13 protein-coding genes and 2 tRNA genes are annotated in these 14,146 nt (G+C 61.9%); 2 read left to right on the top strand and 13 right to left on the bottom strand.

The features are described 5' to 3' along the window. Positions 1 to 55 precede the first annotated feature (55 nt). Genes cydX through cydD form a run of 5 tightly spaced genes read right to left on the bottom strand, consistent with a single transcriptional unit; the run spans position 56 to position 6,357 of the window. On the bottom strand, positions 56 to 169 hold the full coding sequence (cydX, locus tag ACQ4WM_RS02815) for a cytochrome bd-I oxidase subunit CydX (protein ID WP_436545195.1): 114 nt from the start codon (positions 167 to 169) through the stop codon (positions 56 to 58). A gap of 39 nt (positions 170 to 208) precedes the next feature. Then, the gene (gene cydB / locus ACQ4WM_RS02820) at positions 209 to 1,363 is read right to left on the bottom strand and encodes a cytochrome d ubiquinol oxidase subunit II (RefSeq protein WP_436545196.1); all 1,155 of its coding nucleotides are present in this window, start codon (positions 1,361 to 1,363) and stop codon (positions 209 to 211) included. A gap of 11 nt (positions 1,364 to 1,374) precedes the next feature. Then, the gene (locus tag ACQ4WM_RS02825) at positions 1,375 to 2,949 is read right to left on the bottom strand and encodes a cytochrome ubiquinol oxidase subunit I (RefSeq protein ID WP_436545197.1); all 1,575 of its coding nucleotides are present in this window, start codon (positions 2,947 to 2,949) and stop codon (positions 1,375 to 1,377) included. Between the two features lie 58 nt (positions 2,950 to 3,007). Beyond that, complete coding sequence (gene cydC, locus ACQ4WM_RS02830; protein ID WP_436545198.1) at positions 3,008 to 4,684, bottom strand: thiol reductant ABC exporter subunit CydC; 1,677 nt, start codon at positions 4,682 to 4,684, stop codon at positions 3,008 to 3,010. Further along, positions 4,681 to 6,357 carry a thiol reductant ABC exporter subunit CydD gene (gene cydD / locus ACQ4WM_RS02835; RefSeq protein ID WP_436545199.1) on the bottom strand — a complete coding sequence of 559 codons (1,677 nt, stop codon included), beginning with the start codon at positions 6,355 to 6,357 and terminating at the stop codon, positions 4,681 to 4,683. The genes cydC and cydD overlap by 4 nt, the downstream gene beginning before the upstream one ends. A gap of 123 nt (positions 6,358 to 6,480) precedes the next feature. Between cydD and ACQ4WM_RS02840 the strand changes: the two genes are divergently transcribed. Continuing rightward, positions 6,481 to 7,053 carry a GbsR/MarR family transcriptional regulator gene (locus ACQ4WM_RS02840; protein ID WP_436545200.1) on the top strand — a complete coding sequence of 191 codons (573 nt, stop codon included), beginning with the start codon at positions 6,481 to 6,483 and terminating at the stop codon, positions 7,051 to 7,053. Between the two features lie 38 nt (positions 7,054 to 7,091). On the opposite strand, the gene ACQ4WM_RS02845 is transcribed toward ACQ4WM_RS02840, so the two are convergent. The 6 genes from ACQ4WM_RS02845 to ACQ4WM_RS02870 form a co-directional block, all read right to left on the bottom strand. Beyond that, positions 7,092 to 7,166, bottom strand: a tRNA-Arg gene (locus ACQ4WM_RS02845). A gap of 98 nt (positions 7,167 to 7,264) precedes the next feature. Then, positions 7,265 to 7,341, bottom strand: a tRNA-Pro gene (locus tag ACQ4WM_RS02850). Positions 7,342 to 7,434: 93 nt separating this feature from the next. Further along, a complete protein-coding gene (gene glmM, locus ACQ4WM_RS02855; protein WP_436545201.1) occupies positions 7,435 to 8,772 on the bottom strand; it encodes a phosphoglucosamine mutase in 1,338 nt (445 codons plus the stop codon). Between the two features lie 39 nt (positions 8,773 to 8,811). Beyond that, entirely contained in the window at positions 8,812 to 9,657 is an 846-nt protein-coding gene (gene folP / locus ACQ4WM_RS02860) for a dihydropteroate synthase (RefSeq protein WP_436545202.1), read from the bottom strand. A gap of 112 nt (positions 9,658 to 9,769) precedes the next feature. Further along, positions 9,770 to 11,650: an ATP-dependent zinc metalloprotease FtsH gene (gene ftsH / locus ACQ4WM_RS02865; RefSeq protein WP_308920202.1), complete on the bottom strand. Its 1,881-nt coding sequence runs from the start codon at positions 11,648 to 11,650 to the stop codon at positions 9,770 to 9,772. Between the two features lie 199 nt (positions 11,651 to 11,849). After that, positions 11,850 to 12,533, bottom strand: coding sequence for an RlmE family RNA methyltransferase (locus ACQ4WM_RS02870; RefSeq protein ID WP_436545203.1), 684 nt, complete (start codon positions 12,531 to 12,533; stop codon positions 11,850 to 11,852). Between the two features lie 42 nt (positions 12,534 to 12,575). Between ACQ4WM_RS02870 and ACQ4WM_RS02875 the strand changes: the two genes are divergently transcribed. Then, the gene (locus ACQ4WM_RS02875) at positions 12,576 to 13,046 is read left to right on the top strand and encodes a YhbY family RNA-binding protein (RefSeq protein ID WP_065307652.1); all 471 of its coding nucleotides are present in this window, start codon (positions 12,576 to 12,578) and stop codon (positions 13,044 to 13,046) included. A gap of 91 nt (positions 13,047 to 13,137) precedes the next feature. Here the strand turns inward: ACQ4WM_RS02875 and ACQ4WM_RS02880 are convergent, their stop codons facing one another. Together ACQ4WM_RS02880 and greA are read right to left on the bottom strand one after the other, a co-directional pair. Beyond that, positions 13,138 to 13,581 (bottom strand): DUF4149 domain-containing protein, encoded by a 444-nt coding sequence (locus ACQ4WM_RS02880; RefSeq protein WP_436545204.1) that lies wholly within the window; start codon positions 13,579 to 13,581, stop codon positions 13,138 to 13,140. Further along, positions 13,581 to 14,057, bottom strand: a complete 477-nt coding sequence (greA, locus tag ACQ4WM_RS02885) for a transcription elongation factor GreA (protein ID WP_308920198.1) — start codon at positions 14,055 to 14,057, stop codon at positions 13,581 to 13,583. The genes ACQ4WM_RS02880 and greA overlap by 1 nt, the downstream gene beginning before the upstream one ends. Positions 14,058 to 14,146: the final 89 nt, after the last annotated feature.

Genomic DNA, 14,146 nt, shown 5'->3' on the forward strand with positions numbered 1-14,146 from the left:
GCGACCATTCCTCCTGTTACAGGAAAGCCCAGGGCCTGCTTCAGCGATACGGTCGTCAGAGATACTTCTCGGGCGTCGTGTCGCCATCGACCATTTCGTACCACATTGCGTTGAGCACGGCGAACATCGCCGCCAGCGGAAGGCCCAGTATCCAGGCGAAATACCACATGATGATTCCTTTGAAGTTGAGTAAATGATGTATCAATGATCAGTAGGCGTGGCCCTTGCCGTCGCTGATGGCCTGGCCATCGACCTTGCCCCACAGCACCTTGTAGACCCAGCTGGTATAGGCCACGATCAGGGGGATGAAGATGGTGGTGACGACCAGCATGATAAACAGCGTCATGTGGCTGGACGACGAATCCCATACCGTCAGGCTGGCGCGCGGATCGAGCGACGACGGCAGGATGAATGGGAACATGGACGCGCCCACGCTGAGGATGATCGCGGCGATGCCCAGCGCACTGGCCAGCAGGGCCGGCACGGCGCGGCGCAGGCGCAGGAAAAGCAGGGCCAGCAGCGGCGCGGCAAGGCCCAGTACCGGTGCGGACCAGGTCCAAGGATGGGCCGCGTAGTTGAGGAACCAGGCGCCGGCCGCCACTTCAGCCGTCTTGAACATGGGGTTGGACGGGCCGGCCACGCTGATCGCGCTGGTAATGCGGTAGCCGTCAACCATGGTCCATAGTGCCACGCCGGCAGCCGCATACAGCACCACCGTGACGATCGCCGCCACGCTGCCGAAGGTGCGCGCCCGTTCGGCGACGATGCCTTCGGTTTTCACCTGCAGCCAGGTGGCGCCGTGCATCACCAGCATCGCCACCGAGACCAGGCCAGCTAGCAGTGCAAACGGGTTCAATAGGCCAAAGAAGCTGCCTTCGTAAAAGATATGCATGTCGTCGGAAAAGCGGAATGGCACGCCTTGCAGCACATTGCCGATGGCCACGCCAAAGATCAGGGCCGGCACGAAGCCGCCGATAAACAAGGCGATGTCCCAGCGTGCACGCCAGCTGGCGTCTTCACGCTTGCTGCGAAATTTGAAGGCGACCGGGCGCAGGATCAGCGCCACCAGGATCACGAACATGGCCAGGTAAAAGCCCGAGAACGACACCGCATACAGCTGCGGCCAGGCGGCAAAGACGGCGCCGCCGCCCAGTATCAGCCACACCTGGTTGCCCTCCCACACGGGACCGATGCTGTTGATGATAATGCGGCGTTCCAGATCGGTCTTGCCGGCAAAGGGCAGCAGCATGCCGGTGCCCAGGTCAAAGCCGTCGGTGACGGCAAAGCCGATCAGCAGCACGCCGATCAGCAGCCACCAGATCAGGCGCAGGGTTTCGTACGAAATCAGTTCATGCAAAATCACGATGCACCTCCTCAGGCAGGTTGTACGGTGGCGGGGATGGCAGCCACTGCTGCGGGCGCATGCAGTTGCGGTCCCTTGCGGATGGCTTTCAGCATCAGCTTCATCTCGATCACCAGCAGCACCGTATAGATGGCGGCAAAGCCGGCAATGGTGATCAGCAAGGTCGTCACGCCCAGGTTCGACACTGCCACGGCGGTCGGCAGCACGCCTTCGATGACCCAGGGCTGGCGGCCCAGTTCGGCCACGATCCAGCCTGCTTCAGCGGCCACCCATGGCAGCGGGATGGCGAACACGGCCACTTTCAGCAGCCAGCGGTGGGCGTCCAGGGTGCGGCGCACGGACAGTACAAAAAATGTGCCGGTGAGCAAAATAAAGAACATGCCCAGGCCGACCATCACGCGGAACGACCAGAACAGCGGCGCCACAGGCGGCACCGTGTCGCGCGCGGCCCTGGCGATCTGTTCGGGCGTGGCCAGGCGCGGATCATCGACATAGCGTTTCAGCAGCAAGGCGTAACCCAGCGACGGGCCTTTCGATTCGAACATGGCCTGCGCTTCTTCAGGTACCACGCCGCCGGGCGGCACAGCGCGGATGGTTTGCAGCGCGTCATAGGCCTTGATGCCGTCGCGTATCAGCAGCTCGCCGCGCTCGACCAGCTGGGCAATGCCGGGAATTTCGGTATTCAACGAACGCGTGCCGATCAGGCCCATCACCATCGGAATATGCAGCGCATAATGGGTTTCACGCGCTTGTTCGTCGGGAAAACCGATCGCCGTAAATGCCGCTGGGGCAGGTTCCGTTTCCCACATCGCTTCGATGGCGGCCAGTTTCATTTTCTGGTGTTCGGACGCCAGGTAACCGCTTTCATCGCCCAGCACCGCCGCCGACAGCGACGCCGCCAGGCCGAAGGCGGCGGCCACCGTCATCGAACGCTTGGCCAGCTGCACGTGACGGCCCTTGAGCAAATACCAGGCCGACACGCCCAGCACGAAGATGGCGGCCACCGTATAGCCTGCCGATACCGTGTGCACGAACTTGGCCTGCGCCACCGGATTGGTCAGCACGGCGCCAAAGTCGGTCACTTCCATGCGCATGGTTTGCGGATTGAAGGCGGCGCCCACCGGATTTTGCATCCAGCCATTGGCGACCAGTATCCACAAGGCAGAGAAATTCGAACCGATGGCGACCAGCCAGGTGGTAGCAAGGTGGCCGCGTGCGGACAATTTATCCCAGCCAAAGAAAAAGATGCCGACAAAGGTCGCTTCCAGGAAGAAGGCCATCAAGCCTTCGATCGCCAGCGGCGCGCCGAAAATATCACCCACATAATGGCTGTAGTAGCTCCAGTTCATGCCGAACTGGAATTCCATCACGATGCCGGTGGCCACGCCCATGGCGAAGTTAATGCCGAACAGCACGCCCCAGAATTTGGTCATGTCGCGCCAGATGGTGCGGCCCGTCATCACGTAGACGGTTTCCATGATGCCGAGTATCACTGACAAGCCTATCGTCAGCGGGACGAAAATGAAGTGGTACAGCGCTGTCAGCGCAAATTGTAGTCTTGATAATGCAACAATATCGAGGTCCATGATGTTCCTGTTTGTTTCCTTGGGAGTACTTCGTTAAAACAACGGTGCTACAAACTTTTTAATCTGCCCGCAAGCTGCCCAGCGCCTTGTCAAATTCCGGCGTGCCGCGCCGCGCTTCGGCCACGATGCGGCCATGGCGTATGGTCAGCAGCCGGTCCGCCAGTTGCGCTTCGCGCCGCAAATGGGTGGCGATCAGCAGGCTGCGCCCTCTGCTCTCCTCGCGCAAACGCCGCAGCACATCGGTGGCGGTGCCGGCATTGAGCGCCTCGGTGGCTTCATCGAGCAGCCACAAAGGCGAGTCATGCAGGAACAGCCGCGCCAGCGCCAGACGGCGCGACTGGCCACCCGACAGGCCCAGGCCGCCCTCGCCCAGCGGCGTGTCCAGGCCCTGGGCCAGCGCGCGCACTTCCTGCTCCAGGCCCGCTGCCCGCAAGGCATGCCACAGGCGCGCATCGTCGGCAGCCGGGTCGGCCAGGCGCAGGTTGTCGCGCAGGCTGTCCTGGAACAGTTCAGTTCTTTGGGTAAACAGACAGGCGCGCGGCGCGCTGACGGTACCGGACAAGGGCGCGATTTCACCCGCGGCCAAGGCCAGCAAGGTCGACTTGCCGGCGCCACTGGGGCCGATCAGCGCCACTTTCTCGCCGGGCGCCACCGCCAGGCTGACGGCATGCACGATGGCCGCCTGGCTACCGGCGTGACAGGCGCTGACCTGCTGCAGGCACAAGCCGGCCGTGGTGGGCTTGGGCGCCGGCGCCGGTTCTTCCTCGCGCGGATCCAGACGGCGCAGCGCCAGCAACATGCGCCCGGCTTCCAGTGCACCACGGCGCAGGCCGGCAAACGGTTCCATCGCCGTCAAGGCCAGCAGTACCGCCAGCGCTGCGGCCGGCACGCCGATCTGTTGCCGTTCGACCAGGGCGGCCGCCGCCAGCAGCGCTCCGGCCATGGTCAGGCTGGCCACCGCGCCATAGGCGGCGCCGGCATTGGCGTCCAGCCGCTGCAGGGCGATATCGGTGGCCGCCAGCGACTGGTCGATCTGCGCCAGGGCCTGGCATTGCGCAGCGATGCGCCCGGCCATCACCAGGTCGGTCTGGCCGGCCACCAGATCTATCGCGCCCGAGCGCAATTTTTCCATGCCACGCGCACGCTGGGCGGCGTGGCGGCGCGCACGTCGCAGCACGTAGAGCGCAATCGCGCCGCCACTGACTAATAACCAGACGGCAAACACCATGCCCAAGGTCGCGTCGAGAAACACCAGCGCCAGGCCGGCCAGCAGGGCCGCGCACACGGCTGTAAACACCGGTACCAGCAGGCGCAGATACAAGGCTTCCAGCGCATCGATATCGGCCGTCAGGCGAAACAGCATTTTGCTCGGCTGGCGCAGCAGGCGCCTGCCGGCGGCGGGCAGCGACCAGCGGCGAAACAGGTGCACGCGGATGGCGGCCAGCGCGGCGAACGTGGCGTCGTGCGTGACCAGGCGCTCCGCATAGCGGGTGCCGGTGCGCCCTAACGCGAGCAGGCGGATACCGGCCGAGGGTGCAAACACATCGAACGCCAGCGCGGTACTGCTGGCCAGGCCAGCGATCGAGGTGGCGGTGATGAACCAGCCGGACAGGCCCAGCAGCGCCATGCCGGCCACCACCGTCAGCGCCGACAGTGCGGCGCCCAGCAACATCTTGCGCGGCTGGCCCTGCAATAGCTGGCGCAAGATCGGATTCCGTAACAAGGTGATTTTCATGCCTGCAGCTCCCGGGTTTGCACGCCCAGCAGCACGCGGCGCGGCAAGCGCGCTGCCAGCACCGGGTCATGGGTGGCGACGATCATGGTCTTGCCTTTGGCCAGCATCAGCAGCGCGTCAGTCACGCGCGCCGCCGTTTCGCTGTCGAGGTGGGCTGTCGGCTCGTCGACCAGCAGCAGGTCGGCATGCGGATGGATGGCCACGCGGGCCAGCGCCAGGCGCACGGCTTCGCCGCCAGACAGGCCTTGCGCGCCATCGCCGAGCATGACACCGGCTTGCGCCTGGGCTACGCCGGCCAGTTCGGCCAGATGCAGCGCGGCGCCGACGCGACCGGCATCGGCATCGGCGCGGCCCAGCGTCACGTTCTGGCTGACGGAGGCGGCAAACACGTGCGGCCGCTGGCCCATCCAGGCCATGCGCTGGCGCAGGCCGGCAACATTAGCGTCGTCCAGCGCCACATCGGCAATCCGGATGACGCCGCCATCGGCTGGCAGCAAGCCGGCGATAAGTGACAACAAGGTGGACTTGCCGGCGCCGCTGGCGCCCAGCAGGGCCACATGTTCGCCGGCGCATACCTGCAAATCGAGACCGTCAAACAGCGGCGCCTCGCCGGCATGGGCGAACTGCAGTTGCTGCAGTTGCACCGCAGGCGGCGCGGCGTGGACCATCGCAGGCGCGCCGGGCTCGGCCCCGTCATCGCCGGGCATGACCAGGCCGCCATCGGCCAGGTCTGCCAGAGCGGCCAGGCCCGCCTGGCCGGCGGCCTTGTCGTGCCAGACGGCGGCCAGTTCGCGCAGTGGCTCGAAGAAAGCCGGCGCCAGCAGCAGGATGAACATGCCTTCGCCCAGCGTGAGCTTGCTGCCCCAACTGCCGAAATGGAAGGTGCCCAGCAGCGAAAAACCGATATAGGCCGCCACCATCGCCACGCCCAGTGCGGAAAACAGTTCCAGCACGGCCGACGACAAAAAGGCGATCCGCAGCACCGCCATGGTGCGGCGGCGCACGGATTGCGCGCTGGCGTCGAGGCGCCCGGCGGTTGCGTCGATGGCGCCCAGCGCGCGCAACGTGGCCAGGCCGCGCAGCCGGTCCAGCAGGAAGGCATTCATGCCACCCATTTCCACCATCTGCGCACGGCTGGCCGCCTGCGCGCCCATGCCCACCAAGGCCATGAAGACGGGAATCAAGGGGGCGGCAACCAGCAGGATCAGGGCGGCCAGCCAGGACAGCGGCGCGATGGCGACCAAGAGCGCCAGAGGCACCAGCAGCACTTTCCAGCGCGTGGGCTGGTAGCGCACCAGATAAGGCACGATGGCTTCGGCCTGCTCGGCGATCACGCTGGCGGCCTGGCCCGACTGGGCGCGCTGGCGGTCCAGCGGCGAGCGCCGCGCCAGGGCCAACGCCACCCGGGTGCGCAAGGCCGACAAATGCGCGCGCGCGGCCGCATACATGGTCCGTGCGCCCCACGCTTCTCCAGCGGCGCGCAGCAGGCCCAGCAGCAGCACTGCGGCGGCCGGCAACAAGGCCGCGCGCCAGCCGGCGCCAGCCTTCATTGCCGCCATGGTTGATGCCAGCAAGGCCGCCTGCGGCAGCCACAGCAATGCGGCGCCACCCTGCACCAGGCTGGCGAGGAGGGGAAGGACAAAGCGCGGCAACGCAGCAAACGGAGTATTCATGTTTAATTCGTAATTCTTGAGTTTTCAGACATTTCTGTAAATTCGATTTTTTGTATAATACTGCGAAACGTGACAGATATCAATTGACCTGCCAAAAATAGAGTGCAAAACTTCCAGATAATTATGAAAACTCACAATATTGAAATGACGCCGCTGATCCTGACCTTTGTCAGCCATTTCGGCGAGATGGGCAGCCGCTGGGGCTTCAACCGCACGGTGGGCCAGGTGTATGCCCTGCTGTTCGTGTCGGAACAGCCGCTGCATGCCGATGAAATCGCCGAGCACCTGAGTTTTTCGCGCTCGAACGTCAGCATCGGCCTGAAGGAATTGCAGGGCTGGGGCCTGATACGGCTGACGCGCATCCCCGGCGACCGGCGCGAATATTTCTCGTCACTGGGCGATGTCTGGCAGATTTTCCGGGTGGTGGCGGCCGAGCGGCGCCGGCGCGAAGTGGCGCCTACCCTGACAGTACTGCGCGAGTCGCTGATGGCGCCGGCCAATGAACCGGGCGACAAATATGCGCAGGCGCGCATGCGCGAAATGTATGAGCTGGTCGACCTGGCCAATACCTGGTTCGACGACTTGCAGCGGCTGTCGCCCGAATCGATGGCGCAGCTGATGAAGATGGGCGCCAAGGTACAAAAACTGCTCAATGCCAAGGATCGCCTGTTTGGCGCGGGGAACAAGGAAGAGTAGAGAGCGATGCCAAAAGCGCATCGAGGGCCAGCGATCGCTGGTCCGCCCAGAGGGAATCGAACCCCCATTCACGGTTTAGAAGACCGTTGTCCTATCCGTTGAACGATGGGCGGAAAGGTGCAGTATTTTAACTGAAGCAAGAGCAGGATTGCCTGCTCCCTGCCTGCAATGCAAAACGGGCTGTCATTTCTGACAGCCCGCTTTATGACTTTGGTCGGAGTACAAGGATTCGAACCTTGGACCCCCTGGTCCCAAACCAGGTGCGCTACCGGGCTGCGCCACACTCCGAAGACAAGATAATAAGGCCTGGCCACAATTTCGTCAATTGCCAGAGACGAATTAGATGGAAATAACTATCGCCAGGCCGCCACTTGCAAAAATTTATGCGGACAGCTTGTCGGCAATACGGCGCGCCATGCTGTCTGCCTTCAGCGCATCCTTGGCTTCGACCATCACGCGTATAAGAGGTTCCGTGCCGGATGCGCGTATCAGCACGCGGCCGGTGTCGCCCAGTTCGGCTTCCACCCTGGCGGTCTCGGCGACCATGGCGGCGTTCTGCCGCCAGTCGGTGCCGGGCGCCACGCGCACATTGATCAGGGTTTGCGGGAACAGCACCAGTTCGGCGAGGCACTGTTGCAGGCTCTGGCCGCTGCGCTTGAGCGCGGACAGCACTTGCAGCGCCGAGACAATGCCGTCGCCGGTGGTGTGCTTGTCCAGGCACAGCAAATGGCCGGAACCTTCGCCACCGAGGATCCAGCCCTTTTCCTTCATCACTTCCAGCACATAGCGGTCGCCCACCTTGGCGCGCGCAAAACCGACGCCCTGCTGCCTGAACAGCACTTCGAGCGCCATATTGGTCATCAGGGTGCCGACGGCGCCAGCCACCGGGCCGGTTGCCAGGCGGTCCTTGACCATCACGTACAGCAGCTCGTCGCCGTTATACAGGCGGCCGCTGGCATCGCACATGATCAGGCGGTCGGCATCGCCATCGAGCGCAATGCCCAGGTCGGCACCATGCTCGACAACAGCCGTAGCCATCGCCTTGGTGGCGGTGGCGCCAAAACCGGCGTTGATATTGAAGCCGTCCGGCTTGTTGCCGATAGCGATGACTTCGGCACCCAGTTCATGGAATACATGGGGCGCGATCTGATAGGCGGCGCCATGCGCACAGTCGACAACGATCTTCAGGCCGTGCAGGTCCAGCTCGTTCGGAAAAGTGCTCTTGCAAAACTCGATATAGCGGCCCGAAGCATCGTCCAGGCGCTTGGCGCGACCCAGCTTTTCGGACGGTACGCAATCCATGGGCTGCTCCAGCGCCGCTTCGATTTCCTGCTCCAGGCTGTCAGGCAGCTTGGCGCCCTGGCCTGAAAAGAACTTGATGCCATTGTCGTGGTAGGGATTGTGCGAAGCGGAGATCACCACGCCAGCCGTCAGGCGCAGCGCGCGCGTCAGGTAGGCAATCGCCGGCGTGGGCACCGGGCCGGCCAGCAACACGTCGACGCCGGCCGCCGCCAGCCCCGCCTGGAGCGCCGCTTCCAGCATATAGCCGGAAATGCGCGTGTCCTTGCCTATCAGCACGGTCGGGCGCACCTTGCTGCTTTGCGACCTGGCCAGCACCTTGCCGGCCGCATAGCCCAGGCGCATGACAAAGTCGGGAGTGATCGGGGCCGCACCCACCAGGCCGCGGATGCCATCGGTACCAAAATACTTGCGTGTCATTTTTTTCTCTTTTATTGTCTTTGATGAAATTTTAATAACTTAGTGTGCCATGCGCCATACTTTCAATGCATCGACGGTCTCCGCCACATCATGCACCCGCACGATTTCCGCACCTTGCGCCACGGCAGCCAGAGCGCCAGCGATGCTACCGGCCAGGCGCTGCTCCACCGGGCGGCCGGTTACGGCCCCGATCATCGATTTGCGCGACAAGCCGGCCAGGATCGGCAAGCCCAGTTCGTTGCGCAACTGCCGGCTTGCCCGCAGCAAGGCGTAGTTCTGTTCGACCGTCTTGCCAAAACCGAAGCCGGGATCAATGCACAGGCGTTCGCGGTCTATGCCGGCCGCCAGCATGGCATTGACGCGCTGGCGCAGGAAATTGATGACTTCGCGCACCACATCCTCGTATTGCGGGTGGTCCTGCATGGTTTGCGGCACGCTTTGCATATGCATGATGCACAGCGCGCAGTCGCTGTCTTTCACGGCCTCAATGGCGCCAGGAGCGCGGAAGCCATTGATATCGTTGATCATGTCGGCACCGGCCAGTATCGCTTCGCGCATCACCTCCGGCTTGTAGGTATCGACCGATAAAGGCTTGCCGCAGTCGCGCAGCGCATACAGCACCGGCATCACGCGCTGCAATTCTTCACGCAAAGGCAGCGGCGACGCCCCCGGACGGCTCGACTCGCCGCCGATATCGATGATGTCGGCGCCCTCAAGTATCATCTGCTCGGCGCGCGACAGGGCAAACTCCAAGTGCCGGAACTTGCCGGGGTCCGAAAAGGAATCGGGCGTGACATTGAGGATGCCCATCACCAGCGCCTGCCTGCCCTGTTCGGCGGCATGCAACTGGAAGCCGAAACGGCCGAATTGTAAATAATGTCGCATGTGAATCTGTGTGGTAGGGAAAAGTGGTAAGCGCTAACAAAAAAGGGCAAGGATCGCTCCTTACCCTTTCTTGTTGTTGCCGCCTGGCTAGCAGTCTAGCCGGCCGGCATGGTCAGGCTGGTGCCGTCACGTTTGGCGAGATGCCGCCAGCGCCACTGTCACCCGCATTGCGGCGTGGTGGAATGACTTTTGGCGGACGCGGCTCCAGGCCAGCCATGATGTCGTTGATCTGCTCGGCATCGATGGTTTCCCATTCCAGCAGCGCCTTGGTCATCATTTCGACCTTGTCGCGGTTGCTTTCCAGCAGCTTGCGCGACAGTGCATATTGCGTGTCGAGAATGCTGCGGATTTCGGCGTCAACCTTTTGCTGGGTTGCTTCCGAGATCGTCTTGGTGGCGCCACCGAAGAAACCTTCGTTTTCGCTGTCTTCGTAGACCATCACGCCCATGCTGTCGGACATGCCGAAGCGGGTCACCATCGAGCGGGCCAGCTTGGTGGCGCGCGAGAAGTCGTTCGATGCACCGGTCGACATCTGGCCAACGAATATCTCTTCCGCGATACGGCCACCGAACAGGATGGAAATTTCTTCCAGCATCTTGTCCTTGTAGGCGGACAGATTGTCGTGTTCCGGCAACTGCCAGGTCAGGCCCAAGGCCCAGCCGCGCGGCATGATCGTCACTTTATGGACCGGGTCGGCCTTCGGCAGCAGCTTCGCCACCACCGCGTGACCAGACTCATGGTAAGCCGTATTGCGGCGCTCTTCCTCGCGGATAATCATCGATTTGCGCTCGGGACCCATGTAGATCTTGTCTTTCGCGTCTTCGAAGTCCGACATTTCCACCAGGCGCTTGCTGCGGCGTGCAGCAAACAGGGCCGCTTCGTTGACCAGGTTGGCCAGATCCGCACCCGAGAAACCAGGCGTGCCGCGGGCCAGAATATCGGCCTTGACGTCGGTGCCGATCGGCACTTTGCGCATGTGCACGTTCAGGATCTGTTCACGGCCGCGGATGTCCGGCAAGCCAACCGAAACCTGGCGGTCGAAACGACCGGGACGCAGCAGCGCTTTATCGAGCACGTCGGCGCGGTTGGTGGCAGCCACGACGATCACGCCGGAGTTCGCTTCAAAACCGTCCATCTCGACCAGCAACTGGTTCAGCGTTTGTTCACGTTCGTCATTGCCGCCGCCAGTACCGGCGCCACGGTGACGGCCGACCGCGTCGATCTCGTCGATGAAGATAATGCACGGCGAATGCTTCTTGGCGTTTTCAAACATGTCACGCACACGGCTGGCGCCGACACCGACAAACATTTCAACGAAGTCCGAACCCGAGATCGAGAAGAACGGCACCTTGGCTTCGCCGGCGATGGCGCGCGCCAGCAGGGTTTTACCGGTGCCCGGAGGACCGACCATCAGCACGCCGCGTGGAATGCGGCCGCCCAGCTTCTGGAATTTGCTCGGATCCTTGAGGAAGTCGACCACTTCGTTGACTTCTTCTTTCGCTTCATCGCAACCGGCGACGTCGGCGAAGGTCACGGTGTTGCTGGCTTCATCCATCATGCGGGCTTTCGACTTGCCGAACGAGAAAGCCCCGCCCTTGCCGCCGCCCTGCATCTGACGCATGAAGAATACCCAGACGCCGATCAACAGCAGCATCGGGAACCAGGATACAAAAATCGATTGCAGGAACGATGGTTCCTCAGGCGGACGCACATCGAAATGCACGCCATTGTCGCGCAGGTCGCCGATCAGACCCTTGTCGAGGCTGGTGGCAGTGGTGCGCACCTTGGTATCGTCCATCAGCTTGGCGGTGATCGAGGAACCTTCGATCACGACATCCTTGACGCGCTTGGCTTTGACCTCATCCAGCAAATCGGAATAAGCGATGGCCTTGCTGCCGCCCGTGGCGCCATGGCTATCAAACTGCTTGAACAGCATGAACAGCAGCAGCAGTACGACGACCCAGATGGCAGATTTGGAAAACATGTTATTCACGAAGACTCCTTGGATGCAGTGCGCATCTTTTTGCTATAGCTAGAAACACGATTTTACTCGCAATAAGCAGGCCGTGCCAAAGCCTGCCGATCCGTGTGCGCCAAAAACCCGCGCCCACGTCAAAAGTGCAGTATAAACAATTTAGACCCGCAGGCCAGAACCATTGCCGCACTCCTCGTTCCCATGTGCGGATTCCAACTTAAATATCAAGAGCGGAATCGTCTTCTTCAACGGCATTTTTCAGGGGATTCTTGACGCCCCGGCCCATCAGGAATATCTCCGACGACTTGTCGCGGCTGGCCTTCGGTTTCTTTTGCACCACGACTTTGAATTCGGTGCGGAATTTTTCCACGATCTGGCTGAAGCCCATATCCTTGAAGCACTTGACCAGCAATACGCCGGAAGGCTTCAGGTGCAGCTGCGAAAATTCAATCGCCAGGTCGATCAGATGTTCCATGCGCGCGGCGTCTGCCGTGGCAATACCCGACAGATTGGGCGCCATGTCCGACAGCACCAGATCCACCTTGCGTCCCTGCAGCACTACTTCCAGCTGGCGCAGCACGCGTGCTTCGCGGAAGTCGCCCTGGATAAAATGGAAGTCGGCGATCGGCTCCATCTCCAGCATGTCGAGGCCGATCAGGGTACCATTGACGCCGCCGCCATCCTTGCCGGCCAGCTTGCGGCGCGTGTACTGCGCCCAGCTGCCAGGGGTGCACCCGAGGTCCACAATCACCTGACCAGGCTTGATCAGTTTCTCGTCTTCATCGATTTCCTTGAGCTTGTATGCGGCCCGGGCACGGTAGCCCTCTTTTTGCGCCAACTTCACATAAGGGTCATTAATGTGGTCGTGCAACCAGTTTTTGTTTAATTTCTTCTTTGCCATTCGCGTAGAATACTGCTTTTAAGGGAATTACTAAAAATTATTATGCTAAAACTTACACCCGTAGAGCGCAGCGCACTGCGCGCCGAAGCACACGCGCTGAAGCCTATCGTCATTATCGGCGAAGCGGGCTTGACACCTGCTGTCCTCAAAGAGATTGACCTGGGCCTCGATTCACACGGCCTGATTAAAGTGCGCGTGTTCGGCGACGACCGCGAAGCCCGCGTCGGAATGTACGAAACGATTTGCGGCAATCTCGGCGCCGCTCCCGTACAACATATAGGCAAACTGCTGGTAATCTACCGTCCGAAAAAAGAAGTGGTGAAGGAGAAGGTCAGTTCCGGCAAGGGTATGCGCGAAGTGACCATCGTCAAAGCCAGCGCCAGCGGCACCAAGCGCCCGAGCGTGACGAAAGTCATGATCAAGGGCAATGAGCGCGTTACCGAAGGCGGTTCCATCAAGCGTGCCAAGCCGCGCCAGAAGAGCGCCAAGAAAAGCGCACTGGGCAGCAAGTAAGCCCACCCTCAACCGCCCCAGGCGGTTGAAAAAGGAAGCGGAGCACGGGATCTTCCCTGCTCCGCTTTTTTACGCCACGATCAAGACAAGCTTATTGTTGTTTCCAGATCAGCACACCCGCCAGCAGGCTCTGCACCGCAAACACCAGCGTCGACACCCCGTGCAGCATGCCGAAACGGCTGCGCATGGCGTCGTCCATGATGCCCGATGGCGCCTGCGCCTTGAGTTCGCTCATCAAGGGCGTGATGCCGAAATGGCTGACCAGCGCGCACACCAGCATCGACAGCACCAGCGCCCCCAGCAAGCGGCGGCGCTTGGGCTCCAGCACACCCGGCGCCCATTGCAGCAAGGCCAGCAGAATCAGCGCACAGGCAATCGACAGCCAGGCCTCGGCACGGAACAGGCTGCCGGCGATATTGCCTGCCAGCACACGGTCGCTCAAGGTGGCAAACAGGGTGGGCGCGACGATAAAGCCGATGGTCCACAGGCTGCCGGCCCACAGGGTGGCAACCAGGATGCGGATGCGCGTGGGCATCAGATGTACAGCACTTCCAGGATTTCGTATTCGCGCGGGCCGGACGGCGCCTGCACTTCAACCACGTCGCCGGCATACTTGCCGATCAGCGCGCGGGCAATCGGCGACGTGACGGAAACCTTGTTCAGCTTCAGGTCGGCTTCATCGAGGCCAACGATCTGGTACGTCACTTTCTGGCCCGACTCCAGATCTTCCAGATTCACGGTCGAGGCGAACACCACGCGGCCTTCCGCGTCGAGGGTGGTCGGGTCGATGATCTGCGCGGCGCCCAGCTTGCCTTCGAGTTCGGCGATGCGGCCTTCGACGAATGCCTGGCGTTCCTTGGCGGCGTCGTACTCGGCGTTTTCCGACAGGTCACCGTGCGAGCGCGCTTCGGCGATCGCATCGATGACGATACGGCGTTCCTTGGTCTTCAAATGATGCAGTTCCTCTTTCAGGAGTTCTGCGCCGAATTTGGTCAATGGGACTGAGGTCATGTTATCTCTACTATCTGCTAGTTATCGGTGTCGTTGTTAATGCCTGCACCAAGTGAAAACCACAGAGGCCGCGCGCTGCTCTGCACGGA

It is taken from the genome of Janthinobacterium longum, assembly GCF_051380735.1.
GTDB lineage: Bacteria > Pseudomonadota > Gammaproteobacteria > Burkholderiales > Burkholderiaceae_D > Janthinobacterium.

Bases quoted from the DNA above. Each gene is read 5' to 3' on its own strand.
- cydX (WP_436545195.1), bottom strand. From the start codon at position 169: ATGTGGTATTTCGCCTGGATACTGGGCCTTCCGCTGGCGGCGATGTTC.
- ACQ4WM_RS02825 (WP_436545197.1), bottom strand. From the start codon at position 2,949: ATGGACCTCGATATTGTTGCATTATCAAGACTACAATTTGCGCTGACA.
- cydC (WP_436545198.1), bottom strand. From the start codon at position 4,684: ATGAAAATCACCTTGTTACGGAATCCGATCTTGCGCCAGCTATTGCAG.
- cydD (WP_436545199.1), bottom strand. From the start codon at position 6,357: ATGAATACTCCGTTTGCTGCGTTGCCGCGCTTTGTCCTTCCCCTCCTC.
- ACQ4WM_RS02840 (WP_436545200.1), top strand. From the start codon at position 6,481: ATGAAAACTCACAATATTGAAATGACGCCGCTGATCCTGACCTTTGTC.
- glmM (WP_436545201.1), bottom strand. From the start codon at position 8,772: ATGACACGCAAGTATTTTGGTACCGATGGCATCCGCGGCCTGGTGGGT.
- folP (WP_436545202.1), bottom strand. From the start codon at position 9,657: ATGCGACATTATTTACAATTCGGCCGTTTCGGCTTCCAGTTGCATGCC.
- ACQ4WM_RS02870 (WP_436545203.1), bottom strand. From the start codon at position 12,533: ATGGCAAAGAAGAAATTAAACAAAAACTGGTTGCACGACCACATTAAT.
- ACQ4WM_RS02875 (WP_065307652.1), top strand. From the start codon at position 12,576: ATGCTAAAACTTACACCCGTAGAGCGCAGCGCACTGCGCGCCGAAGCA.
- ACQ4WM_RS02880 (WP_436545204.1), bottom strand. From the start codon at position 13,581: ATGCCCACGCGCATCCGCATCCTGGTTGCCACCCTGTGGGCCGGCAGC.
- greA (WP_308920198.1), bottom strand. From the start codon at position 14,057: ATGACCTCAGTCCCATTGACCAAATTCGGCGCAGAACTCCTGAAAGAG.